At 60.2% G+C, this 24,371-nt stretch carries 22 protein-coding genes; 17 read left to right on the top strand and 5 right to left on the bottom strand.

Annotation, left to right across the window (positions count from 1 at the left end):
- The first annotated feature begins 82 nt into the window (after window positions 1-82).
- Genes ACFOW6_RS08425 through ACFOW6_RS08395 form a run of 7 tightly spaced genes read left to right on the top strand, consistent with a single transcriptional unit; the run spans window position 83 to window position 6,036 of the window.
- On the top strand, window positions 83-679 hold the full coding sequence (locus ACFOW6_RS08425) for a TorD/DmsD family molecular chaperone (RefSeq protein ID WP_382421892.1): 597 nt from the start codon (window positions 83-85) through the stop codon (window positions 677-679).
- 41 nt (window positions 680-720) lie between these two features.
- Window positions 721-921: a formate dehydrogenase gene (locus ACFOW6_RS08420; RefSeq protein ID WP_382421891.1), complete on the top strand. Its 201-nt coding sequence runs from the start codon at window positions 721-723 to the stop codon at window positions 919-921.
- Window positions 922-971: 50 nt separating this feature from the next.
- Window positions 972-3,860 (top strand): formate dehydrogenase subunit alpha, encoded by a 2,889-nt coding sequence (locus ACFOW6_RS08415; RefSeq protein WP_382421890.1) that lies wholly within the window; start codon window positions 972-974, stop codon window positions 3,858-3,860.
- Window positions 3,861-3,886: 26 nt separating this feature from the next.
- Window positions 3,887-4,483, top strand: a complete 597-nt coding sequence (gene fdh3B / locus ACFOW6_RS08410) for a formate dehydrogenase FDH3 subunit beta (protein WP_382421889.1) — start codon at window positions 3,887-3,889, stop codon at window positions 4,481-4,483.
- Window positions 4,484-4,502: 19 nt separating this feature from the next.
- Window positions 4,503-4,685: a hypothetical protein gene (locus ACFOW6_RS08405; RefSeq protein WP_382421888.1), complete on the top strand. Its 183-nt coding sequence runs from the start codon at window positions 4,503-4,505 to the stop codon at window positions 4,683-4,685.
- Window positions 4,686-4,734: 49 nt separating this feature from the next.
- Window positions 4,735-5,862 (top strand): formate dehydrogenase subunit gamma, encoded by a 1,128-nt coding sequence (locus tag ACFOW6_RS08400; protein WP_382421887.1) that lies wholly within the window; start codon window positions 4,735-4,737, stop codon window positions 5,860-5,862.
- A 39-nt stretch (window positions 5,863-5,901) separates the two neighbouring features.
- Window positions 5,902-6,036, top strand: a complete 135-nt coding sequence (locus ACFOW6_RS08395; RefSeq protein ID WP_382421886.1) for a hypothetical protein — start codon at window positions 5,902-5,904, stop codon at window positions 6,034-6,036.
- A gap of 40 nt (window positions 6,037-6,076) precedes the next feature.
- Here the strand turns inward: ACFOW6_RS08395 and ACFOW6_RS08390 are convergent, their stop codons facing one another.
- Window positions 6,077-6,973 carry a LysR family transcriptional regulator gene (locus ACFOW6_RS08390; RefSeq protein ID WP_382421885.1) on the bottom strand — a complete coding sequence of 299 codons (897 nt, stop codon included), beginning with the start codon at window positions 6,971-6,973 and terminating at the stop codon, window positions 6,077-6,079.
- 123 nt (window positions 6,974-7,096) lie between these two features.
- Here ACFOW6_RS08390 and ACFOW6_RS08385 point away from each other — a divergent pair, with 123 nt between their 5' ends.
- From ACFOW6_RS08385 to ACFOW6_RS08365, 5 genes are all read left to right on the top strand, one after another.
- Window positions 7,097-7,798, top strand: coding sequence for an isochorismatase family protein (locus tag ACFOW6_RS08385; RefSeq protein WP_382421884.1), 702 nt, complete (start codon window positions 7,097-7,099; stop codon window positions 7,796-7,798).
- 118 nt (window positions 7,799-7,916) lie between these two features.
- Window positions 7,917-8,963, top strand: coding sequence for a TRAP transporter substrate-binding protein (locus tag ACFOW6_RS08380; RefSeq protein WP_382421883.1), 1,047 nt, complete (start codon window positions 7,917-7,919; stop codon window positions 8,961-8,963).
- A gap of 99 nt (window positions 8,964-9,062) precedes the next feature.
- Window positions 9,063-9,611, top strand: a complete 549-nt coding sequence (locus ACFOW6_RS08375; protein ID WP_382421882.1) for a TRAP transporter small permease — start codon at window positions 9,063-9,065, stop codon at window positions 9,609-9,611.
- On the top strand, window positions 9,608-10,894 hold the full coding sequence (locus ACFOW6_RS08370; protein ID WP_382421881.1) for a TRAP transporter large permease: 1,287 nt from the start codon (window positions 9,608-9,610) through the stop codon (window positions 10,892-10,894). The genes ACFOW6_RS08375 and ACFOW6_RS08370 overlap by 4 nt, the downstream gene beginning before the upstream one ends.
- Before the next feature lie 22 nt (window positions 10,895-10,916).
- A complete protein-coding gene (locus ACFOW6_RS08365) occupies window positions 10,917-11,894 on the top strand; it encodes a dipeptidase (protein WP_382421880.1) in 978 nt (325 codons plus the stop codon).
- A 75-nt stretch (window positions 11,895-11,969) separates the two neighbouring features.
- Here ACFOW6_RS08365 and fdhF read toward each other — a convergent pair whose 3' ends face one another.
- The 3 genes from fdhF to ACFOW6_RS08350 are packed head-to-tail and all read right to left on the bottom strand — an operon-like array spanning window position 11,970 to window position 16,670.
- Window positions 11,970-14,735, bottom strand: a complete 2,766-nt coding sequence (fdhF, locus tag ACFOW6_RS08360; protein WP_382421879.1) for a formate dehydrogenase subunit alpha — start codon at window positions 14,733-14,735, stop codon at window positions 11,970-11,972.
- On the bottom strand, window positions 14,732-16,450 hold the full coding sequence (locus ACFOW6_RS08355; RefSeq protein ID WP_382421878.1) for an NAD(P)H-dependent oxidoreductase subunit E: 1,719 nt from the start codon (window positions 16,448-16,450) through the stop codon (window positions 14,732-14,734). Before ACFOW6_RS08355 ends, fdhF begins: the two co-directional genes overlap by 4 nt.
- 16 nt (window positions 16,451-16,466) lie before the next feature.
- Window positions 16,467-16,670: a DUF3553 domain-containing protein gene (locus ACFOW6_RS08350; protein ID WP_382421877.1), complete on the bottom strand. Its 204-nt coding sequence runs from the start codon at window positions 16,668-16,670 to the stop codon at window positions 16,467-16,469.
- A gap of 155 nt (window positions 16,671-16,825) precedes the next feature.
- On the opposite strand from ACFOW6_RS08350, the gene ACFOW6_RS08345 reads away from it, so the two are divergent.
- Window positions 16,826-17,461 (top strand): histidine phosphotransferase family protein, encoded by a 636-nt coding sequence (locus tag ACFOW6_RS08345; RefSeq protein ID WP_382421876.1) that lies wholly within the window; start codon window positions 16,826-16,828, stop codon window positions 17,459-17,461.
- A 186-nt stretch (window positions 17,462-17,647) separates the two neighbouring features.
- Window positions 17,648-18,712, top strand: a complete 1,065-nt coding sequence (locus ACFOW6_RS08340; protein WP_382421875.1) for a Fe(3+) ABC transporter substrate-binding protein — start codon at window positions 17,648-17,650, stop codon at window positions 18,710-18,712.
- Window positions 18,713-18,798: 86 nt separating this feature from the next.
- Here ACFOW6_RS08340 and ACFOW6_RS08335 read toward each other — a convergent pair whose 3' ends face one another.
- Window positions 18,799-20,511, bottom strand: a complete 1,713-nt coding sequence (locus tag ACFOW6_RS08335) for an ABC transporter permease (protein WP_382421874.1) — start codon at window positions 20,509-20,511, stop codon at window positions 18,799-18,801.
- A 260-nt stretch (window positions 20,512-20,771) separates the two neighbouring features.
- On the opposite strand from ACFOW6_RS08335, the gene ACFOW6_RS08330 reads away from it, so the two are divergent.
- Genes ACFOW6_RS08330 through ACFOW6_RS08320 form a run of 3 tightly spaced genes read left to right on the top strand, consistent with a single transcriptional unit; the run spans window position 20,772 to window position 24,355 of the window.
- Window positions 20,772-23,477: a hybrid sensor histidine kinase/response regulator gene (locus ACFOW6_RS08330; protein WP_382421873.1), complete on the top strand. Its 2,706-nt coding sequence runs from the start codon at window positions 20,772-20,774 to the stop codon at window positions 23,475-23,477.
- Window positions 23,474-23,956, top strand: a complete 483-nt coding sequence (locus ACFOW6_RS08325) for a chemotaxis protein CheW (RefSeq protein WP_382421872.1) — start codon at window positions 23,474-23,476, stop codon at window positions 23,954-23,956. The genes ACFOW6_RS08330 and ACFOW6_RS08325 overlap by 4 nt, the downstream gene beginning before the upstream one ends.
- A 33-nt stretch (window positions 23,957-23,989) precedes the next feature.
- Complete coding sequence (locus tag ACFOW6_RS08320; protein ID WP_382421871.1) at window positions 23,990-24,355, top strand: response regulator; 366 nt, start codon at window positions 23,990-23,992, stop codon at window positions 24,353-24,355.
- Window positions 24,356-24,371: the final 16 nt, after the last annotated feature.

The raw sequence follows: 24,371 nt of genomic DNA, 5'->3' as shown, positions 1-24,371 counted from the left end.
TGAAAACCCGGCTCTAATTAAATTAGAACATTTAAAAATAACGGGCCGACATTATAAAAACAGGCTCGTCGGGAGAGATAGAGTGACAAGCGATCTCGAGGTCGCGGAGGAAGATCGCCTTAGGGCGGACTGGTATGGTCTGCTGGCGCGCCTTCTGGGCAAGGAACCAGAGGACTCATTTCTGCGCTCGTTGGCCGAACTGGAAGGTGACGACAGCGAAATGGGACAGGCTGTCGCCACGCTTGGCAAGACCGCTGCCCGGCTCACCTCCGAGGATGTGAAGCATGAGTACTTCGCCCTGTTCGTAGGGGCGGGGGAATCCGAGCTTCTGCCCTATGCTTCCTATTACAAGACGGGATTCCTGAACGACCGCCCGCTGGCACGTCTGCGCAGCGACATGCTGACCCTGGGTATCGCGCGCGGTGAAGGTGTCAGCGAGCCCGAGGATCATATCGCGTCGCTGTGCGAAATGATGGCGGCTCTGATTGCGGGCGACTTCGGGGACCCTCTTTCCCTGGAAGAGCAGAACGTCTTTTTCGAGAAACATTTCAGCGGTTGGGCGCAGCGCTTCTTCGAGGACCTGGAAGCGGCTCCCTCAGCCCACTTCTACATGCCTGTCGCGACAATCGGGAAAATCTTTCTGTCCATAGAAGCACAGGCCTTTGAAATGGCTGCATGATCGCCGGGCCGATCCGGAGACATGGTTAAGGAGAAAGTCAGATGAAGGATGAAGAAGTGAAATCCAAGAGCCGCCGCCGCTTTTTCCAGGCGGGATTGGGAACAGGTGTTCTCGGTGCCGCCGGAGCCGTGGCGCTCAATCTTGGCGACAACGAGGCGGAGGCTGCCGAAATCGGCAAGAAATCCGCCGGTTATCACGAAAGCGAGCACGTGCGGACCTACTACAAGCTGGCGCGCTTCTGAGCAGCTCCGAACAACGGAGCTCTGTGTAAGGCGAGATTGGGGAGAGGGCGATGCTTACCAGGAAATCCACGGGACCGGTAACAGGCTCCCATATGATGAAAGCCATGTCCGGCATGACCGGACGCGCTTTTGATCGGCGCACCTTTCTACGGCGCTCCGGCATGGCGGCTGGAGGACTGGCTGCGGTTTCCACGCTGCCGCTGGGACGTGTGCGCAAGGCGAATGCCCAGGAAAGCGAGGGCAGTGCCAGTAAGGTCGAGACGAAGAAATCGGTCTGTACGCACTGTTCTGTCGGTTGCACCGTGATCGCCGAGGTCGAGAACGGCGTCTGGACGGGACAGGAGCCAGGTTGGGACAGCCCCTTCAATCTGGGCACGCATTGCGCCAAGGGCGCTTCCGTGCGCGAGCATGCCCACGGTGAGCGTCGCCTGAAGTATCCGGTCAAGCTGGTCGACGGCAACTGGGAACGCATGTCCTGGGAAGACGCGATCAACGAGATCGGCGACAAGATGCTGGATATCTATGACTCCTCGGGTCCGGACTCCGTCTATTGGCTGGGATCTGCCAAGCACAACAACGAGCAGTCCTATCTGATCCGCAAGCTTGCCGCCTTCTGGGGTTCGAACAACATCGACCACCAGGCGCGCATCTGTCACTCCACTACCGTCGCTGCCGTGGCCAATACCTGGGGCTACGGCGCGATGACCAATTCCTACAACGACATCCACAATTCCCAGGCCATCTTCCTGATCGGCGGCAACCCCGCCGAGGCGCACCCCGTGTCGCTGCAGCATCTGCTGAAGGCGAAGGAGGAGAACAATGCGCCCTTCATCGTCTGTGATCCGCGCTTCACGCGCACGGCGGCCCATGCCGACGAGTTCGTGCGACTGCGGCCCGGCACGGATGTGGCGCTGATCTGGGGCATCATGTGGCATATCTTCGAGAACGGCTGGGAGGACAAGGAGTACATTCGCCAGCGCGTTTGGGGGATGGACCAGATCCGCGAAGAGGTCTCGAAGTGGACGCCGGAGGAAACCGAACGCGTGACCGGCGTGCCTGGCTCCCAGGTGGAGCGCGTGGCCCGGACCCTTGCCAACAACCGCCCCTTCACGATCATCTGGTGCATGGGCGGCACGCAGCATACCATCGGCAACTCCAACTGCCGCGCCTATTGCAACCTGGGGCTTGCGCTCGGGGTGATCGGAAAGTCCGGCGGCGGCACCAACATCTTCCGCGGGCACGACAACGTGCAGGGCGCGACGGACCTGGGCGTATTGCAGGATAGCCTGCCGGCCTATTACGGCCTGTCGGAAGGCGCCTGGCGTCACTGGGCGCGCGTCTGGGACGTCGATTACGACTATCTGGCCAAGCGATTCCCCGACAAGGAACTGATGGAAAGAGCGGGTTCACCTGTCTCGCGCTGGTTCGACCTGACCCTCGAGGCCAAGGAGGACATCGACCAGCCGGACAACCTGCGGGCCATGGTCTTCTGGGGGCATGCGCCCAATTCACAGACGCGCCTGCCCGACATGCGCAAGGCCATGTCCAAGCTGGACATGCTGGTGGTGATCGATCCGTTCCCGACATTCACGGCGGTCATGCATGACCGCACGGACGGGGTCTATCTGTTGCCGGCGACAACCCAGTTCGAGACGGTGGGTTCGGTAACGGCCTCGAACCGCTCACTGCAGTGGCGCGAGAAGGTCTTCGAACCGCTGTTCGAGTCCAAGGTCGATCACGAGATCATGTACCTCTTCGCCGAAAAGTTCGGCTTTGCCGACGAGATGTTCAAGAACATCGAGGTCAACGGCAAGGAGCCGCTGGTCGAGGACCTGACCCGGGAGTTCAATCACGGGACCTGGACCATCGGCTATACGGGCCAGTCGCCCGAACGACTGAAGAAGCACATGGCCAACCAGTTCACCTTCGACAAGACAACGTTGCGTGCCCATGGCGGCCCCTGTGACGGCGATTACTACGGCCTGCCCTGGCCCTGCTGGGGAACGGCCGAGTTCAACCATCCGGGAACGCACGTGCTCTACAACAACGACCTGCCGGTCAAGGATGGTGGCGGTGCCTTCCGTGCCCGCTTCGGCGTGGAGCGCGACGGCGACAATCTCCTGGCCGAAGGGTCTTACTCCGTGGGATCGGAAATCGAAGACGGCTATCCCGAGGTGACCATGGCGATGATGAAGTCCATGGGCTGGGACGAAGACCTGACCGACGAGGAGCGCCAGGTCATTGAGGAGATCGGCGGCGACGACGTCGATTCCGTGAACTGGAAAACGGACCTCTCGGGCGGCATCCAGCGCGTTTCCATCGAGCACGGCATTCAGCCCATGGGCAATGCCAAGGCACGCTCAGTGGTCTGGACTTTCCCCGATCCGGTTCCTCTGCATCGCGAGCCGCTCTACACGCCGCGCCGCGATCTCGTGGCCGATTACCCAACCTACGAGGATCGCCACATGCAGCGCCTGCCGACCCTCTACAAGTCGATCCAGGAGCAGGATTACTCGGAGGACTTCCCGATCATCCTGACATCTGGGCGGCTTGTCGAATACGAAGGCGGTGGCGACGAGACGCGCTCCAACCCCTGGCTGGCGGAACTGCAGCAGGAGATGTTTGTCGAGATCAACACGGTGGATGCCAACAACAACGGGATCCGCGACGGTGACATGGTCTGGGTGCATGGCCCCGAGAACGAAGCCAGGGTGCGCGTCAAGGCGATGATCACCGAACGTGTGGGACGAGGCGTGGCGTTCATGCCCTTCCACTTCGGCGGCTACTGGATGGGTGAAGACCTGAGGGACAAGTACCCGAACGGTGCTGACCCCTATGTCCTAGGTGAGGCCGGGAACACCGTCCAGACCTACGGCTACGACGTCGTGACCGGCATGCAGGAAACCAAGACAACGCTCTGCCGCATTGAGCTGGCGTGAAGCGGAAGGGGAGAGGAGAGAAGACCATGGCACGTATGAAATTTCTCTGCGACGCGGAACGCTGTATCGAATGCAATGCCTGTGTGACGGCCTGCAAGAATGAGAACGAGGTTCCCTGGGGGGTCAACCGGCGTCGTGTCGTGACCATCCAGGATGGCGAGCCCGGTGAGCGTTCGATTTCGGTGGCCTGCATGCACTGCTCGGATGCGCCCTGCATGGCCGTCTGCCCCGTCGATTGCTTTTACCAGACCGACGAAGGCGTGGTCCTGCATTCGAAGGATCTCTGCATCGGTTGCGGCTATTGCTTCTATGCCTGTCCCTTCGGGGCCCCGCAGTTCCCGCAGGCCGGAAACTTCGGCAGTCGCGGCAAGATGGACAAGTGCACCTTCTGTGCGGGCGGTCCGGAAGAGGACGGGTCCTCAGCCGAATTCAGCAAGTACGGTCGTAACCGTCTGGCCGAGGGCAAACTGCCGCTGTGCGCCGAGATGTGCTCGACCCGGGCCCTGCTGGCCGGGGACGGCGATGAGGTCTCGGATATCTATCGCGAGCGCATCGTGGCTCGCGGGTTCGGCTCCGGCGCCTGGGGCTGGGGCACAGCCTACGAGATGAAAGCAGGCGGCTGATTACCTTCGGGACTGAAGAATGAAGCTGTTAACATTACCGGCAGCGTTCCTTGCGCTGTCCGTCCTGTCCGCCTGCGATCCGGATGAGCAGGATCGCATACTCTATCACGAACCCGGAACTTATCAGGGCAAGAGCGATAGCGAGCTCTCTCAGGAGCAGGTGCGTGAATTGCAAAGCCGTGTCGAGCTCCAGGGGCGGTAGAGGGAGTCTGTGCTATGAAGGCATCATGGTCTGGAAAGAGGTACGAAGCATGAGTTTCTCAAGGATGGCTCTTACCGTTCCTGCTTTTGCCGTGATGCTTATGCTTGCGTTTGCAGCCCTGGGCCTGACGGCTCCTGCTGCCCAGGCGCAGTCCTCCGAACAAACCAGCGCCTCCTCCCAGGGCCCCCAGGGTGGTGCCGTGCCGGGTGAGAGCCTGGGGACCACGGGCAGTGCCGATCAATGGCGGGCCATTCGTGACGGATTGCAGGGGAGCGTCTCCATTCCCGACAAGAAAAGCGCCATTCTGATCCAGTCGGGTGGTGAGAACTGGCGTTCCATCCGCAATGGTCCCTTGATGACCTATGGATCCTGGCTGCTGCTGGGTACCATTATCCTGCTGGCGCTCTTCTATCTGCTGCGTGGCCGCATTCGCCTGGAGAAGGGACCTTCGGGAATTCGGATCGAACGCTTTGGCGCCCTGGAGCGCTCGGTTCACTGGATGACGGCGGTGTCCTTCATCCTGCTGGCGCTGACCGGGATCAATGTCCTGTGGGGCCGCCATGTGCTGTTGCCTGTGGTGGGGCCGGAAGCCTTCTCGGTCCTGACCATAGGCGGCAAGTATGTGCACAATTTCGTGGCCTTTCCCTTCATGCTCGGGGTTCTGCTGATGTTCGTGCTTTGGGTCGGCCAGAACATTCCCAACCGCCATGACCTGGTATGGTTCGCCAAGGGCGGCGGCATGTTCTCGAAGCATTCGCACCCGCCGGCACGCAAGTTCAACGGCGGGCAGAAGATCATCTTCTGGGCGGTGGCTCTCGGTGGGCTCTCTCTCTCCCTGTCCGGTCTTGCTCTCATGTTTCCCTTTGAGTTCGGTCTTTGGGCGAAGACCTTCGCCTTCCTGAACATATTCGGTGCCGGCCTGCCGGAGGCCGTACCCGGGGTGACGGAAATGCAGCTTAGCAATCTCTGGCATTCCATCCTGGGACTCGTCATGATTGCGGTCATACTGGCCCACATCTACATTGGCACCCTGGGCATGGAGGGCGCATTTGCAGCCATGGGCAGCGGCTATGTGGATGAGAACTGGGCTCGGGAACACCACAATATCTGGGTCGAGGAGATGCAGAGCAGTTCGGACAAGGCACCCGCTCAAGGGCAGGCCCAGCCAGCGGAATAGCCAATGGGCATACAGGAAACAAGCAAGAGAGGGGCGTCCATGAAGGCCTTTATTGCAGGTACGCTTGCGGCCGCAATTCTCGCTGTAGCTGCTGCCGTCGTGCTGGATGGTATGCTTCAGTCCTCGAGCGGTGTTGCCTTCTCGGCGGACAATGTCCGTTTGGGGGACCAGTAAGGTTTCAGTACAACGATTCCAGAATCTCGGTCGGCCGGCCTCAATCGGCTGAATCCCACACGCGATTGAGAAATTCCGTGAATGTCTTCAGTCCTGGCGAAGCCGAACTCTCGTCCCAGGCCGCACAGATGGGAATGCTGTGGGTGACGTCGTCCAACGGCTTGATGACGAGACCTCGGCGCTGGATATTGCGCACGCAACTGGAATAGACCGTCACGCCTGTGCCGGCTGCGACCAAACCGAAAATTCCTTCACTGCTCGAAGCTTCCTGCACGATCTTCGGAAAGAATCCTGCTTCATGGCAGAGCACGAACAGGCGTTCCCTGTGTGCGGCCCAGTAGTCCGTGGTTCCTAGGACAAAGGGTTCGTCCGCCAGGTCCGAGAGGCGCAGGCTCGATGAGTTCGCGAGAGGGTGCGAGGCCGGTAGCAGCGCCACATAGCTGTCGTAGTCGAAAGTGTAGTTGTGGATTCGGTCGTTCTCGAAGGATCCGATCAGGAACCCGATGTCGATGCGATGCTCCATCAGTGCAGTGCGCTGCATGGTCGTGGGCATGAAGGACAGGTCCAGGCGTATGCTGGGATGGTTCTCGCGAAAGGCGCGGATCAGTTCGGGAAGGCGCCCATTGATCGCGAAATCCATATAGGCAATGCGCAGTTCGCCAAATATGCCCTGGGCCGTATAGCGCGCCAGTTTCACGGCATGCTCCAGATGTCCGACACCGAGCTGCGCTTCCAGCAGGAAGGCGCGGCCCGCTTCCGTCAGTTCGGCTGAACGCGTGGTCCTGTTCAGGAGTTTCGTACCAACGGTTTCCTCAAGTTCACGTATCGTGCGGCTGAGAGCAGGCTGGGAAACGTGCAATCGCTCGGCTGCTCGGTTGAAATGAAGTTCTTCTGCCAGAACGATAAATGCGCGGACATGCCTTAGGTCGAGTGTCATATTGATAAGCTATGCGTTATTAATATTGCAGAAATTAATATTTTACTGATTAATATTGATCCATCAAGCTCCTGAATAAGGCGCCTCTCATAATTATTCAGACCTTAATTCAGGAGACACCTGATGACCGATACACTCGATCAGATGCTGACCCGTGCGTTCGAGGAGGCGCGGGGGCTCTACAAGGAGCGTGGGTTCCAGCGTCGCGTGGGGTTCGGTCGCAAGCCGGCGCTGGTGAACGTTGATCTCGCCAATGCCTGGACGCGTCCCGGAAACCCTTTCACCTGCGAGAACATAGACAATCAGATTATTCCCGGCGTGCAGCAATTGCTGGCGGCCTGTCGCCGCAACAACCACCCTGTCGTGCATGTCACCACCTGCTATCAGGTGGCTGATCGGGAAGATCCCCATACGGACATGGGGCTCTGGCACTGCAAGATCCCGGTTGAAGCGGTTCCCGAGAACCGCCCGGAGCTCTGGGCCATTGATTCCCGCATCGAGCCCATCGATGGCGAGCAGCTGCTCGTGAAGAAGCGGGCGAGCGCCTTTCATGGCACCTATCTGGCTGGTTTCCTGCGCGCGGCTGGTGTGGATACCATCCTCGTGACCGGCGTGACGGCATCCGCCTGTGTGCGGGAGACGATCTGCGACGGCCTTGCCGAAGGATTCCGCACCATCGCCGTTGAAGAGTGCATTGGGGATCGTATCCCCGGAGCCGTTGCCTGGAACCTCTTCGATATCGACGCGAAGTTCGGCGACGTGGAAAAGGTCGAGCGCTGCGTTTCCTACCTGGACGAAGTTGGCAGCAAGGTTGCTGCCGCCTGAGTCTGTCTTTGCGAGCCGGCCGGGTAAGGGCACTTGGCCGGCTCGCTGTAAAACCATCCAAGGAACAGTCGGACTGTTTCCGGCTGAAAGAAAAACCGAAACACAAGGAGATTGGGAGATGACCCATATAATGAAGTACGGCCTGTTCGCGCTTGCTGCGGGAACGGCCCTGAGCCTGACGTCGATGAGCGTGGCACCTGAGGCCGTTGCGCAGGACAAGGTCGAACTGAAGATGCACAGCCAGATCGTCGAATCGCGTCCGGAAGCAGAGTACCTGCAGGAATTTGCCGATCGCGTGAACGAGCGCGCAGAGGGCGAGTTGGAGATCCGTGTCTTCCATGCCGGATCGCTGGGTGTCAAGGACACGGACCTGCTGCGCCTCATGAAGAGTGGGTCCGTCGACATGGCCATGATGTATGGCGAGTACTACAAGCGGGACGCCCCGGAACTTGCTGCCGTTTACGTCCAGGGGGCGATCACCGAGCCCGAGCATCATCTGGAGCTTCTGCCGACCATTCGGGAGATCTACGAGGAAGCCTATGCTGATTGGGGCGTTACCACTGTCGGCGGTGTCGTCAGCCCGGTTTTCGATGTGGGTCTGCACTGCAACGATCCGGTCAACAGCCTTGAGGACCTGCAGGACAAGAAGTTGCGCGTCTGGGCCGGGCATCTGGTGGACACCTTCGATAAGCTGGATGTCGCATCCCAGGTGATTCCACAGAACGACATGTACGTAGCGCTTCAGACGGGTGTGGTGGACTGTGCCTACTACCTTTCGACCGTGGCGGAGACTGTCTCCCTGCAGGAGGTCACCGACTATGAAGCCTATCTGCATCCCTGGGCGGCAGTGCCCTGGATGTTCGGGGTCAATGACGAGGCCTGGGACAGCCTGTCCCCGGAACTGCAGGAGATCGTCCGCGAGGAAGGTGAGCGCATGTGGGAGAAGACTCGCGAGCGCGCCGTGGATGAGGAGCGTGAACGCGAAGCCCGCAAGGACCGTGAGGAACTTGGCATAACCATGCTCGAGCCCTTCTCCGACGAGGATGTGGCGAAGTTCGTGGAGGCTGCCAACGAAGCCTGGGCCGAAATGGCCGAGGATGCCGGTCCCAAAGGTGTCGAGTATTATGAGCGCATGCAGGAGGAAATCTCCGAACTGGATCGCTAATAGTCCGACCGAGAACCCCCCTTCCCCGTCCAGATCTGGGGGAGGGGGCTTCCGATTCACGAACAAGGGAACGACCACCGAAGTCGGTGGAATTCAACCATGAAAATTCTTGTGAACGCAGCCTATAGACTGGTTCAGTTGATGAATTTCCTGGGTGCGGCAGCCGCCATCGTGATGACCGCAATGGTCTTCACCGGCGCGGTGATGCGCTATTTTTTCGGAGCTCCCCTCAGGTTTTCCGACGAGATGGTTGGCCTGCTATTCATCTCCATGGCCTTCCTGGCCATTCCCCTGGGCGTCTTCCGCAACCGTCACATCACCATCGACATTCTCAGCCGCAATATACCGCGGCCCTGGGCGCATCTGGTCAATGCCGTCGCATTGCTGATCCTGATGCTGTTCTCGGCGGCCTTCATCATGACGTCCTACCAGTTCATGGATTTTTCACGGGAGATCACGGCGCGCTCGGATATTGGCAGCCTGCTGCTCTGGCCGTGGATGGCAATTATGCCGTTCTGCATGAGCGTGGCTTTCCTCGTGGCTGTCCTGCAGTTCCTGGATTCCTTCCGTGTCCTGGCGGGCAAGGAGAGTTTCTTTCCCGGTGAAGATGAAGCCGCCAGCGACGACACGGAGGAGGGAAGCCTATGACCTGGGGTATTCTCGCCGGTGCGTTGCTGCTCACCCTGGTTACAGGTGCCGTGCTGGGAGCCTCCCTTGGGCTGGCGGGGTTTGTCCTTCTGGAATTCCAGGCGGGTGGGGCCACGGATCTGGCGATCACGTCGGTGTGGAATGTCTTCACGGACTTCACCCTGAGTGCCGTTCCGATCTTCATCATCCTGGGGGATATCCTGCTGGCCAGCGGCGTGAGCACACGCATCTATAACGGTCTGACGCCGCTCTTTCATCGCATTCCCGGGCGACTGCTGCATACCAATATCGCGGTCACCACCATTTTCGGCGCCGTCAGCGGCTCCAGCACCTCCACCGCAGCCGCCATCGGCTCCGTCGGTTATCCGGAACTCTCGCGCCGCGGCTATGATAAGCCGGCTATCGTCGCTTCCCTTGCGGCAGGCGGTACGCTCGGTCTCCTGATCCCGCCCAGCCTCTCGCTTCTGATATATGGAGCCACGCAGAACGTCTCCATCGGCAAGCTGTTCCTGGCGGGCATCATCCCCGGTCTGATCATTGCTGTCGGCTTCAGCCTCTACCTGATGCTCGCCAGCCTGTTGAAGCCCGAACTGACGCCGAATGACGAGGAGAAGCCCGGATCCCGGGAGATTCTGCATGGACTGGGACAGATCTGGCCCTTGCCCATCCTGATCTTCTTTGTGCTTGGCACGATCTATCTGGGCTTTGCGACCGTTACCGAGGCTGCCGCCATGGGCGTAATGGCGGCGATTCTTCTGGGGTTCCTCTGGGGCGATCTGACGTTGAGGAAGCTATGGCGATCCTTCCTCAGCTCCACCGTCATCTTTGGTGCGATTGCCATGATCCTGCTGGGCACGATCATCCTGGCCCAGGCTATTAGTATTCTCGGATTGCCTCGGGACCTTGTGGACTACATCGCAACCCTTGGCCTCTCGAAATACGAGGTCCTGGTGCTGGTGGTCCTTGTCTATCTGCTGCTGGGGTGCTTCTTCGACGGCATATCCCTGCTGCTGATGACCTTGCCGATTTCCTTCCCGCTGATGATGGCGCTGGGCTTCGATCCCATCTGGTTTGGCGTGATCGTCACCATCCTGATGGAGGTCGGCATGATCACACCTCCCGTCGGCCTCAATCTTTTCGTGCTGGTGACCATGACCAATCGCGAGGTCGATCTGGGCCAGGCCTCATGGGCCACGGCACCGTTCTGGCTGGTGATGGTCCTGTCCGTGGTGCTTTTCACCCTGTTCCCCGAAATCGTCCTGTTCCTGCCAAGCTTTTACTGACGGGGCCAAAAAGGAGATATCCATGACCGCATCCCTGCATGAGCGTATTGTCGTGATCGACGGACTGATCGTCGCGAAATGGCACCGGCCGGTCTTCGAGGCCATGTATCAGGGCGGCCTGACGGCCGTGAACTGCACCTGCTCGGTCTGGGAGGATTTTCCGACCACCATGAAGGCAGTTGCCGACATGAAGCGGCAAATCCGCGAGAACAGCGATATCCTGATGCAGGTCCACACCACGCAGGATATCCGCAGGGCCAAGGAAGCCGGCAAGGTCGGGATCATCCTGGGATGGCAGAACAGCACGGGCTTCGGCGACTATCTTCCCCTGGTGGAGGTCTACAAGGAGCTGGGGCTCGGCATTGTCCAGATGACCTACAACACGGCCACGACGGTGGGCTCCGGCTGCTATGAAAGCCGGGACACCGGCCTGACCGATTTCGGACGCGAACTGATCGACGAGATGAACCGTGTCGGGATCCTGATCGACCTCAGCCATGTGGGCGAGCTGACCTCCAGGGAGATCATCGAGTACTCGAAACAGCCCGTGGCCTACTCGCACTGCCTGCCGGCGGCCCTGAAGGCACATCCGCGCAACAAGAGCGACGAGCAGCTGCGCTTCATCGCCCGGAACAACGGCTTTGCCGGGGTGACGATGTTCCCGCCATTCCTGGCCAAGGGGACGGAGGCCACCGTCGATGACTATGTCGAGGCCGTGGAATACGTGATGAACCTGGTGGGCGAGGATCGCACGGGCATCGGAACCGATTTCACTCAGGATCACGCCGACAGCTTTTTCACCTACATTACCCAGGACAAGGGCTATGCTCGGCGTCTGACGGAGTTCGGCGAGATCATCAATCCCGAGGGCTTCCGCCGGATCGAGGACTTTCCGAACCTGACGGCGGCGATGGAGAAACGCGGTTGGCCTGAAGGCCGCATCGAGAAGGTCATGGGCGAGAACTGGCTGAAGCTTCTGGAAGAAGTCTGGGGCGCATAACCTGGGGCTGCGATAGGAAAGGGGGCGGGCCTCTGCATTCCCGCCCCCTTTCCTCAGTACTCTGTTCTGTCGCGTCTATTCCGCAGCAACTGATTCGCGAGTTTCCAGCCGTGCCGCGCAGAACTTGAATTCCGGGATCTTGCCGTAGGGATCGAGCTGCGGGTTGGTCAGCACGTTGGCTGCCGCCTCGTTGAAGCAGAAGGGGATGAAGAGCATCCCTTCGGGGACTTCGCGGTCCTTGCGCACCTTGATCTCGATGGTGCCGCGACGCGTGGTGATCTTCACCATATCGCCAGGCTTGATTCCGCGCCGACCCATTTCCTTCGGGTTCATGGACACGATGGCTTCGGGCTCCAGGTCGTCCAGGACACCCGCGCGCCGCGTCATGGCGCCGGTGTGCCAGTGCTCGAGCAGGCGTCCCGTGCTCAACACCAATGGATAATCGTCATCCGGCACTTCGTCGGGTGGCACAAGATCCGTGGGCACGATCCGTGCCCGGCCGTCAGATGTCGGGAAGCGCTCGGAAAAGATGATCTCATTGCCCGGCTTGTCCGGCGCATCCGCCGGGTAGGTTACGGAATCCTCGCGCTCGAGCCGCTCCCAGGTGATGTTGGCCAGCGACGGCATGAGTTCGGCCATTTCGGCAAAGACATCACGCGGATGCGTGTAGTTCCAGTGCTCGCCCAGCCGATTGGCGAGCTCCTGAATCAGTTCCCAGTCCTGTCTGGCCTGGCCCGGGGGTGTCACGGCCGCGCGACCGATCTGGACCTGGCGATTGGTGTTGGTATAGGTCCCGGTCTTCTCGGCATGGGCCGAGGCAGGCAGGATTACATCGGCATGCCAGGCCGTCTCGGTCAGGAAGATATCCTGAACGACGAGCTGCTCCAGCTTAGCCAGGGCCATGCGGGCATGGGTCTGATCCGGGTCCGACATGGCCGGGTTCTCACCCATGATATACATGCCCTTGATCTCGTCCGCGTTGATGGCATGCATGACCTCCACGACTGTGAGGCCCTTGTTGGGATCAAGTTCCTTGCCCCAGAAGTTCTCGTATTCCTCGCGGACGACGGCATCCTCTACGGAACGATAGTCGGGGTAGACAATGGGGATCAGGCCCGCATCCGAGGCGCCCTGCACGTTGTTCTGGCCGCGCAGGGGGTGCAAACCGGTGCCCGGACGACCGATCTGCCCGGTTATCAGGGCAAGCGAGATCAGGCTGCGGGCATTGTCGGTTCCGTGGACGTGCTGGCTGATTCCCATGCCCCAGAAGATGATCGACTTTTCGGACCGGGCATAGACACGCGCGACGTCCCGGATTGTCTCGGCCGGAACTCCGCAGACCTCGGCCATCTCCTCGGGCGAGAAGTTGCGGATGCGCTCCTTCAGCTCCTCATAGCCGGTTGTTCGGCCCTGGATGTACTGCTCGTCCACCAGGTTCTCGTCGATGATCGTGTGGATCATGGCGTTCAGCAGAGCGACGTCCTGCCCAGGCTTGAACTGCAGCGTGTGGCTGGCATAGCGCGAGAGTTCCTGGGCACGCGGATCCATGACGATCAGCTTGGCCCCGTTCTTGGCCGCGGTCTTCAGGTAGGTTGCGGCCACGGGATGATTCTGGGCCGGACGCGCGCCCGTGACGATGATGCAGTCGCTTTCCAGCGCGGATGTGAAGGGTGCCGTGACCGCCCCGGACCCCATGCCTTCCATCAGAGCTGCCACCGAAGAAGCGTGGCAGAGACGGGTGCAGTGGTCCACGTTGTTGGTCCCGAAGCCGGTACGCACCAGCTTCTGGAAGAGGTAAGCCTCTTCATTGCTGCCCTTGGCCGAGCCAAAGCCGGACAGGGCTCCGCCTCCATCACGCTCGCGTATGGTCTTCAGCCCCCCGGCCGCTTTCTCCAGCGCTTCGTCCCAGGTGGCCTCACGGAAGTGGGTCCAGGGATTGGTCGGATCGACCTGGTCATCCCAGCGTTTGGGGGCGTCCTCGCGCCGGATCATGGGGACCGTCAGCCGCTGCGGGTGGTTGATGTAATCATAGCCAAAGCGGCCCTTGACGCAGAGCCGGTTCTCGTTGGCGGGGCCGTTCCGGCCGTCGATCTGGACGATCTCGTCGTCCTTGACGTAGACCTTGGTCTGGCAGCCGACACCGCAGTAGGGGCAGACGGAATCAACGGTCTTGTCCTCATAGACCGTGCGCTGGCCCGCCTTGTCGAGAAGGCTCGATTCCATCAGCGCCCCGGTCGGACAGGCTTGTACGCATTCACCGCAGGCGACACAGGTGCTCTCGCCCATGGGATCGTCGAAGTCGAACACCACCTTGGCATTATGTCCGCGATAGGCCATGCCGATGACGTCGTTGACCTGGACCTCACGGCAAGCACGAACGCAGAGTCCGCAATGGATGCAGGCATCCAGGTTGACGGCCATGGCGGGGTGACTGACGTCCGGGACAGGCCGATCGGCCGCGGGAAAGCGGCTGCCTTCGATGCCGATCCGTTCGGCCCAGTTCCAGAACTTGGAGTCCGGATCGTGGGAGGTTTCGCGTTCCGGCTGGTCGGCAATCAGCAGTTCGAAGACCATTTTCCGGGACATCCGCGCCCGCTCCGAAGCGGTGCTGACCTTCATGCCTTCGGTGGGCCTGCGGATGCAGGACGCGGCCAGCACCCGTTCGCCCTCGACCTCGACCATGCAAGCGCGGCAATTGCCGTCTTCGCGATATCCGGGTTCGGGAGAATAGCAGAGATGCGGTATCTCCGTGCCCATTCGGTCGGCAACCTGCCAGATGGTCTCGCCCGGCTCGGCCAGGACCTCCTGGCCATCAAGGGTGAACTTGATCATCTCGCTCATGACCGGCTCTCCTCCGGGAAATACTTCAGGGCACAGAGCAGGGGATTGGGAGCCGCTTGCCCCAGGCCGCATATGGAGGAATCCATCATCACCGTGGAAAGCTCCTCAAGCAGGTCCGTGTCCCAACTCTGAGCCTCGAGCAACTGGACCGCCTTTTCCGTGCCGGTGCGACAGGGCGTGCACTGACCGCAGGATTCATCCTCGAAAAAGCGCATCAGGTTGCGCACCACGTTCTTTATATCGTCCTGATCGGACAGCACGACAATGGCCGCGGACCCGATGAAACAGTCATAGGGCTGCAACGTGTCGAAATCCAAGGGGACGTCCCCGAGAGAGGCCGGCATGATACCGCCGGAGGCTCCGCCGGGCAGGTATCCCTTGAAACTGTGACCCTCGAGCATGCCGCCGCAGTATTCTTCGATCAGCTCGTGGGCGGTGATGCCGGCGGGGGCCAGCTTGACACCGGGCTCGCGCACGCGGCCGGACACCGAGAAGGTGCGCAGCCCTTTGCGTTCGTGCCGCCCCTGGGAGGTGAACCATTCGGCCCCCTTTTCCAGGATATCCCGGACCCAATAAACCGTCTCGACATTGTGCGAGAGGGTGGGCAGGCCGAAGAGGCCGACTTCAGTGGGGAAGGGGGGCTTGTGCCGTGGATAGCCGCGCTTGCCCTCGATGGATTCCAGCATGGCGGACTCTTCGCCGCATATGTAGGCGCCGGCACCGCGCCGGATTTCCAGGCGGCAGTGGTCGGCCAGGCCGTCGGCCTGCACCTTGGGAAGCTCTCGTTTCAGCATCTCGATGATGGCCGGATACTCATCGCGGATATAGATATAGCTGGTTTCGCATTCACCGACCCAGGCGCCGATCAGCATGCCCTCGATGAAGCGATGCGGGTCGGTTTCGAGATAATAGCGGTCCTTGAAAGTTCCGGGTTCACCCTCGTCGCCGTTGATGGCCATCAGGCGCGGGTGAACCTGGGACTGCATGATATGCCACTTGAGGCCGGCTCGGAAACCGGCGCCGCCGAGGCCGCGTAAATCCGATTCCCGCATGGTGGCAATGATATCCTCACGCGGCATTCCGCCGTTCAGGATGCGGCGAAGCAGGTCATATCCGCCTTCCGCCTGATAGGTCTCGAAATCCTTGTAGGCAGGGATTTCGGGGTGCAGTTCCTTGTCGTTGACTGCGCGGGTGATGCTTGCGCTCGTGGCATGATCGACATGGTGATGGCCGACTTCCGCCACAGGTGCCGTATCGCAGCGGCCCATGCAGGGAGCACGCAGGACACGTACGTTCGCATCGCTATTTTCCTTCAGTTCCTCGAGCAGCCGACGGGCTCCCATCATTTCGCAGGTCAGGGAGTCGCAGACGCGAATGGTGATCGGGGCAGGCGGCGCTTCACCTTCCTCGACGATGTCGAAGTGGGCGTAGAAGGAGGCGGTTTCGTAAACCGCAGCCAATGGCAGTTTCATTTCATCGGCCAAGGCCACGAGGTGTGCCGCCGAAAGACAGCCGTAGGTGTCCTGGATCAGGTGGAGGTGTTCGATCAGCAGGTCGGCCTGGCGCGAGCGTTCGCCCAGCAGGGACTGCACCTGCTCCAGTGCATCGGTATCGACCTGACGACCCTTGGGCGTCAGCGGCGCCTTCCGGCGACCCGAACCGGGATGTATCTGTCTTTGATCCTGGGAAGCTGTTGCTGTTTGCCCGTTGGACATCAATCAATCCATACTGTTACTTGTTATGGTTGGAGTTGGTTTCATCCCCTGCGAGTTGCAGGTCGATGACCGCCGCATTGATCGTGACCTTGCCGGCATTCTCGAAATTGACCGTGATCCGGTCTCCGATCACGGATTGAACCTGACCCAGCCCCCAGTCCTTGCGCGTCGGATGGTAGACAAAGGTCCCTGGAACAATATCACCCAGAAAGGCGGACATCCTGCCGCAGTGCTCCTTAAAATATTGTACCAACTCTACAAAGCAGGTGCCACAGACCCAAGGCCAGGAACGACACCGAAGGCGAACGAAGCGACACTTGCATAAGATCGGGGATCAAAGCACATTTCCATCCTTCTGAGAGAAAAGGGCTAAATATGGTTTCTTCTGCTGATTTTCGCCTTGCCGAGCTTCTGGCGTCCCGGCTTTGTCATGATCTTGTGGGGCCCGTCAGTGCCGTGGGCAATGGCGCGGAACTGCTGCAGGAGATGAGTCCCATGGATGCCGAAGCCGTTGACCTGATTGCCTCCAGTTCGGGGCAGGCTGCTAGCAAGCTGGCGTTTTTTCGGCTTGCCTACGGCGTTGCGGGGGAACGGATCAATTCCGTCGAGGATCTGCGCCCGGTGATCGAGGACTGGCTCAAGGAGGAGCGTCTCGAACTGCGCTGGCCGCAGGAAGGCGTACAGAGCCTTTCCGGCTATAACGGCAAGGTGTTGCTCAACCTGTTGGCACTCGCGCGTGAGTGCCTGCCCAGGGGAGGGGAGCTGGACCTTTCCCTTCGGGAGAGGGACGACCGTCTCGAGCTTGAACTGCAAGGCCAGGGTATTGCGGTGGAGTTGCGTGGCGATACAGCGGAAGGCCTGGCGGAAGAGGTCTCGACCGACAACCTGACGCCGCGCAATGTTCATGCCTTTTTCACGCGCCAGCTGGTCATTCGCACGGGAGGGGATCTGGAGCTCGAGGCGAGCTCGACGAAGTCAGGGTTGACGATCTCTGCACACCTGCCCCTGTGAACCATCCGGAGCAGGCGGCTCACGCAGTTCCCTCAACAACAGCCCCCCTCATTCAAGGAAAACGAGCAAGGCTTCATAGAGACGTGCTTCCTCATGAGCATGGGACTGATTTGCATTTACGAATGACACTGAGACTGCTACGCATTAAAAGAAAATGCCAACAGCAAACCAAGGGAGATAACAAGCATGAGCCATTTGTTACGGCGTATGACCTCCGCCACCACCGCCCTGGGGCTTGTCGGAAGCCTGGGCTTGGCGAGTGGTCTTGCCATGACGCTCGATATCGCCCCGGCACATGCCGAGGACGAACTGAACATCTATTCCGCGCGTCACTACGAGTCGGATGATCAGCTCTTCACGGGCTTCACGGAAGCGACCGGCATCGAAGTAAACATCATCGAGGGCAGTGACGAGGAACTGGTCACGCGGATCGTCAACGAAGGGGCTAACAGCCCAGCCGATGTGCTGATCACCGTGGATGCGGGACGCCTCTGGCGCGCCAACCAGGAAGAAATCTTCCAACCGGTTACCTCGGAGGTCCTTGAGGAGCGCATTCCCTCGAACCTGCGCCATCCGGACGGCCACTGGTTCGGCTTCTCCACGCGCATCCGTGCCATCTACTACAATCCCGAACTCGTGGAGGATCCGCCACAGACCTATGAGGATCTCGCCGATCCGCGCTTCGAGAACCTGGTCTGCATCCGCTCGAGCTCGAACATCTACAACCTCTCGCTCATGGCCTCCCTGATCGAGCATCATGGGGCCGAAGAAGCCGAAGACTGGGCCAATGCGGTGGTGGACAACTTTGCGCGCGATCCTCAGGGCGGCGATACGGACCAGATCCGCGGCGTAGCCTCCGGGGAATGCGGCGTGGCGGTTGCCAACCACTACTACTACATGCGTCTGGTGCGCTCCGATGACGAGGCCGATCAGGAAGTCGTCGAGAGCACGGAACTGGTCTGGCCGAACCAGGATGGTCGCGGTGCGCATCAGAACATCTCCGGCGCTGGTGTCCTGAAGAATGCGCCGCACAAGGACGCCGCGGTGAAATTCCTGGAATACCTGGCGACCGACGAAGCGCAGGCCTATTTTGCCAACGGCAACAACGAATATCCCGTTGTCGAGGAGGCCCTGGACAATGAAGTCCTGGAAGAATTCGGTCGTCCAAAGCTGGATGAGGTGAATGTTTCCGTCTACGGCGAGAATCAGCCGGAAGCCCAGATGATCTTCGATCGTGCGGGCTGGAAGTAAGAGAACGGCCTGAAGCGCCAGAGCTGCAGGCGAAAGGCCCTGTCCGCCGGGTGCGGGCAGGGCCTTTTCTCTTCGGTAGGTCGGTCCTATGCGTTGTGTCCCCGCCGCCCCGGCCGGGAGCGTGCAATGGCACGCGACAGGATAATCACCGGCAGCAGTCCGACAGAAACAATCATCAGGGCCGGCGTCGCCGCATATGCCAGGCGTTCGTCAGAGGCGAAATTGTAGGCCGTGATCGCCAGGGTGTCGAAATTGAAGGGGCGCATGATCAGGGTTGCGGGTAGCTCCTTCATGACATCCACGAACACCAGCAGGCCTGCGGTCAGCAGGCTGCCCCACATAAGCGGCGCATGCACCTTGGCCAGGGTCTCGAAGGGACCGTGACCCAGGCTGCGCGCGGCATCCTCCATACTGGGACGCACCTTGGTGAAGCCGGCCTCGACCGCTTGCAGGGAGACGGCCAGAAAGCGCACGAGGTAGGCGAAGACAATCGCGGCGATTCCGCCCGTCAGCAGCAGGCCGGTTGAAACCCCGAAGAGGCTCTCGAAAAGCGCACTGATGTTGTTGTCCAGCCAGGTGAAGGGCAACAGGATGCCGACACCGATCACCGAGCCCGGTATGGCATATCCCAGTCCTGCTATGCGATTGGCGGCAATGTTCACTGCCGTGGGACGTATGCGCAGGCTGTATGCCATGATCAGGGCCAGAGCCACGGCTAGGATGGCCGTGACGGCTCCCAGGATGAAGGTGTTGTAGGCCTGTGGAAGGTACTCGGATATTTGCAGGCCATTGTCCAGCGCCATGTTGAACAGCAGTCCCGCCGGCAGCAGGAAGCCGAAAAACACGGGAAGACTGCAGACCAGCAGAGCCAGCCAGGAACGCCAGCCGGAGAGTCTGTATTCCGGCAGATGCTGGTAGCGATTGGTGGTGTGGTGAAAGCGGCGCCGACCGCGACTGAGCCGTTCCAGCAACAGGCAGGCAAAGACGAACCCCAGCAGGATGGCGGCCAGCTGGGCCGCGGCCACCTGGTCGTACATGGAAAACCAGGCCCTGTAGATTCCCGTGGTAAAGGTCGGTACGCCGAAATACTGAACCGTTCCGAAGTCCGCCAGGGTTTCCATCAATGCCAGCGTCGTTCCGGCCACGATCGACGGGCGGGCAAGGGGCACGGCCACGCGCAGGAAGGCAGTCCAGGCGCTGCAGCCCAGGGTGCGACTGACCTCCAGTGCACAGGCGGACTGCTGCAGGAAGGCGGCGCGGGTCAGCAGGTAGACATAGGGGTAGAGCACGAGGAACAGCATGGTCGCCGCACCGCCCACGGAATGGATGTCGGGAAACCAGTAGTCCCGCGGCGTCTGCCATCCGAAGTATTCCCGCAGGCCACTCTGCAGCGGACCACTGTACTGCAGGAAATCAGTGTAGGCATAGGCCATGACGTAGGCCGGAACCGCAAGCGGCAGGATCAGGGCCCATTCCATGAAGTTGCGCCCGGGAAAGCGGCACATGGTCACCAGCCAGGCCGTGGAAACACCGATGACCACGACACCGCAACCGACGATCACCGCCAGCCAGATGGTATTGGCGATATAGTCGGGCAGGACGGTTTCAACCAGGTGTGACCAGACCTCCGACTGCGGCAGAAGCAGATTATAGACAACGGTCAGGGCCGGTATGGAGAAGAGCAGGGCCACGACCACCGAGAAGATATTCAGCAGTCCCGTGCGTCCGCGCCGACGCGTACGCATCGGAGCGTCGCGCAAGGGGCCTGTGATATCGATCAGATCGCTGCTCTGGCTCATGAAGATGCCGATACATCAAGGACTGCCGGTGGACACAGCCTTATCAGGGTTGGCGCATTTCTGAAAGTGCGATGCGTTATCAGGAGGCTTCGACAGGTCGGAGGCGGCGAAGAGTCGCGCAGGACAGCATGAGCGGAAAACGGCGGAATCTTTTCAATGCCGCTAACAGCCTTTTAACCCTTTGTCTGCCAGTATCGCCGGAAATTCGGACACACGCCGTCTGCTGGTCGGCGGCCCGGCGAGAAAAGCAGGTAATATCAATGGATGAACTTCTCCAAGAATTTCTGACGGAAACCAACGAGGGATTGGGATATCTCGATGTCGAGCTGGTCAAGCTCGAGCAGAATCCAAATGATCCCGATATTTTGTCGAACATCTTCCGGCTGATGCACACGATCAAGGGAACCTGTGGTTTTCTGGGCCTGCCTCGCTTGGAGGCCGTGGCTCATGCCGGCGAAAACGTTCTGGGCAAGGTGCGCGATGGTGACGTCGAGGTGTCCGCAGCGCTGGTTTCCATCGTTCTGGAATGCCTCGATCGAATCCGCTCCATCCTGTCCACGCTCGAGGAAACGGAAGCAGAGCCTGCCGGCGACGACAGCGAGCTGATCGCCCGTCTCGATACCGTTGCCGAAGGCTGGGATGCCGAACAGCTGGCCCAGCCGGTCAATGTCGAGAACCTGGAGACCAGCAGCGACACATCCAGCGACGATGTGCCAGCCGAGGATAGTCTCGTGACGACCGCCGGGTACGAGCCGACGGACGAGGAGATTACCGGTGACGCAGCAGGGGAAGATCCGCAGGAGGACGAGGAAGCAAAGAACGTGGTGGATATGACACGCTCAACCGATGCAACATCACCGGCCGCCCAGGAGCCGGCCACCTCCGAGAGAGACGGCAGTGAGAACAATCAGCACCGGGAATCCTCCGTGGCGAACCAGTCGATCCGCGTGAACGTGGAGCTTCTTGAAAACCTCATGACGATGGTTTCCGAACTGGTGCTGAACCGGAATCAGCTGCTGCAGATTCTGCGCACCCACAAGGACAGTGATTTCGCCGCACCGCTGCAGCGCTTGAACCATGTGGTTTCCGAGCTTCAGGAAGGGGTCATGAAGACCCGCATGCAGCCGATCGGCAATGCCTGGGCGAAACTGCCGCGCATCGTGCGTGATCTTTCGCAGGACATGCATAAGAAGATCGACCTGCAGATGAAGGGCGCGGACACTGAGCTGGATCGCCAGGTACTCGAGCTGATCAAGGACCCGCTGACGCACATGGTGCGCAACTCCGCGGACCATGGCCTGGAAACCACGGAGGGACGCCGGGCGGCCGGCAAGCCGGAAATCGGCACCATTGTCCTGAACGCCTACCATGAAGGCGGTCACATCATTATCCAGATCTCCGACGATGGGCGCGGGCTCAATACCGACAAGATCAAGGAGAAGGCGCTGGCCAACGGCCTGACGACCGAGGCTGAACTGGCGAACATGAATGAACAGCAGATCATGCAGTTCATATTCAAGCCCGGTTTCTCCACGGCACAGGAAGTGACCGCCGTTTCCGGCCGCGGCGTCGGCATGGACGTAGTACGCTCCAACATCGAGAAGATCGGCGGCAATGTCGAGCTGACCTCGAAGTACGGCAAGGGCACCAGCTTTACCATCAAGATCCCGCTGACGCTGGCAATCGTCTCGGCGTTGATCGTGGAAAGCGCCTCCGAACGCTTTGCCATTCCGCAGCTGGCCGTGATCGAGCTGGTGCGTGCTTCGGCCAATTCCGATCACAGCATCGAACGCATCAACGATACGCCGGTCCTGAGGTTGCGCAATCGCCTGCTGCCGCTCGTCAATCTCAGCGAGCTCCTGAAGCTGGAGCGCGAAGAGGATGCCAATGAGAAGGACCAGTTCATCGTGGTGGCCAAGGTCGGCACCTACACCTTCGGCATTATCGTCGATCGGGTGTTCGACACCGAGGAAATCGTGGTCAAGCCGGTGGCGCCGATCCTGCGCAATATCACGCTATTCTCGGGCAACACGATCCTGGGTGATGGCTCCGTTGTCATGATCCTGGACCCCAACGGCATCGCCGGCGAGACCGGAGAACTGACGGTTACAGAAGGCTTGGAAGAGATGTCGGAGCAGAAGGCTGCGAAGACCGACGAAAGCATGGCCATGCTGCTCTTCAAGGCCGGAAGCGAGGCGCCGAAGGCAGTGCCGCTCGGTCTTGTGGCGCGCCTGGAGGAGATCGATCGCGGGAGCATCGAGACATCCGGCAGCCAACCCGTGGTGCAGTATCGAGGCCAGCTCATGCCCCTGATCACCATGGATCCGCGCCAGAGCCTTGAGGGCACGGGCCGACAGCCGGTCCTGGTCTTCACCGACCGCAACCGCAGCATGGGCCTGGTGGTGGACAGCATCCTGGACATTGTCGAGGAGCCGCTGAAAATCGAGCTTGGCGGCGAGCACGAGGGCTATATCGGTTCGGCCACGATCGCTGGGAAGGCCACGGATATCATCGATACCGGCTATTTCCTGACCAAGGCCTATTCCGATTGGTTCCATGTGGAGAGCAAGCCAGAGAGCAGCTCTTCCGCCAGCCGGATTCTGCTCGTGGACGACAGTCCCTTCTTCCGCAATCTCCTGTCTCCGCTGCTTTCCTCGGCCGGCTATCACGTGACCACCGTCGGGGGAGCCGATGCCGCGCTTGAGCTTTGCGAAGCAGGCGAAGATTTCGACCTCATTCTCTCCGACATCGAAATGCCGGGCATGAGCGGCTTCGAGTTTGCCGAGGCTGTGAGGGCGAACCGCTGGGCGGAAACACCCCTGGTCGCCCTGTCGGGCCATGCCAGTCCGAACGATTTTGCACGCGGGCGTGCCGCCGGCTTCAGTGACTATGTGACGAAGTTCGACCGGGCCGGCCTGCTGACATCCCTGAATGAAACATTGTCGAGTATGCGAGGTGCGGCATGAGCGATCTGGAGCGCATGAAAACGGGACTCCTGGACGCGGAAGATGCGAAGGAATTCGTCACGTTCTACATCGGAGAGCAGCTTTTCGGAATCCATGTGCTGCAGGTGCAGGATATTCTGAACAATGTCCGGACCACACGCATTCCCCTGGCGCCACCGGAGATCACCGGTTCGTTGAATCTGCGCGGTCGTATCGTGACAGCCATCAATGTTCGCCTGCGGATCGGCTTGCCGCCCCTGCAGGGAAAGCATTCGGGTATGTCGATTGTGGTGGACCATCACGGTGAGCTTTACAGCCTGATGGTGGATTCCGTGGGTGAAGTCATGCCTCTGCAGGCTGCGGACTTCGAGCGCAGCCCGCCGACGATCAGCCAGCGCCTGAAGGAGTACTCCGAGGGGATCTATCGCCTGCAAGACAGGCTGCTGGTGGTTCTCAACATTGATCGCCTGCTGGATTTCGGCCGCGCTTCGGCGGCCTGAGGCCTGAACGGCCTTTAGCGTACGGGGAAGTAAATGAAAAGCTGTCTCATCGTGGATGATTCCAAGACAGTGCGCATGGTCGCCAAGCGCATCCTGGAGGAACTGAGCTTCACGACACGTGAAGCCAGGGATGGGCAGGAAGCCTTGCGGCTCTGCGAATCCGAAATGCCGGATGCAATCCTGCTCGACTGGAATATGCCCGTGAAAAGCGGCATCGACTTCTTGCGGGAACTGCGCGCCCTCAACGGCATTACGCAACCGGTGGTGATTTTCTGCACCACGGAGAACGGCATAACCCATATCCACGAGGCAATCGCGGCGGGGGCCGATGAATATATCATGAAGCCCTTCGACAGCGGGATCGTGGAATCGAAATTCACGCAGGTCGGGTTGCTCTGAATGGCCGAGCGCCCTT

Source organism: Fodinicurvata halophila, assembly GCF_042651425.1.
GTDB lineage: Bacteria > Pseudomonadota > Alphaproteobacteria > Kiloniellales > DSM-21159 > Fodinicurvata > Fodinicurvata halophila.
This window is presented reverse-complemented; position numbering and strand designations above follow the sequence as displayed.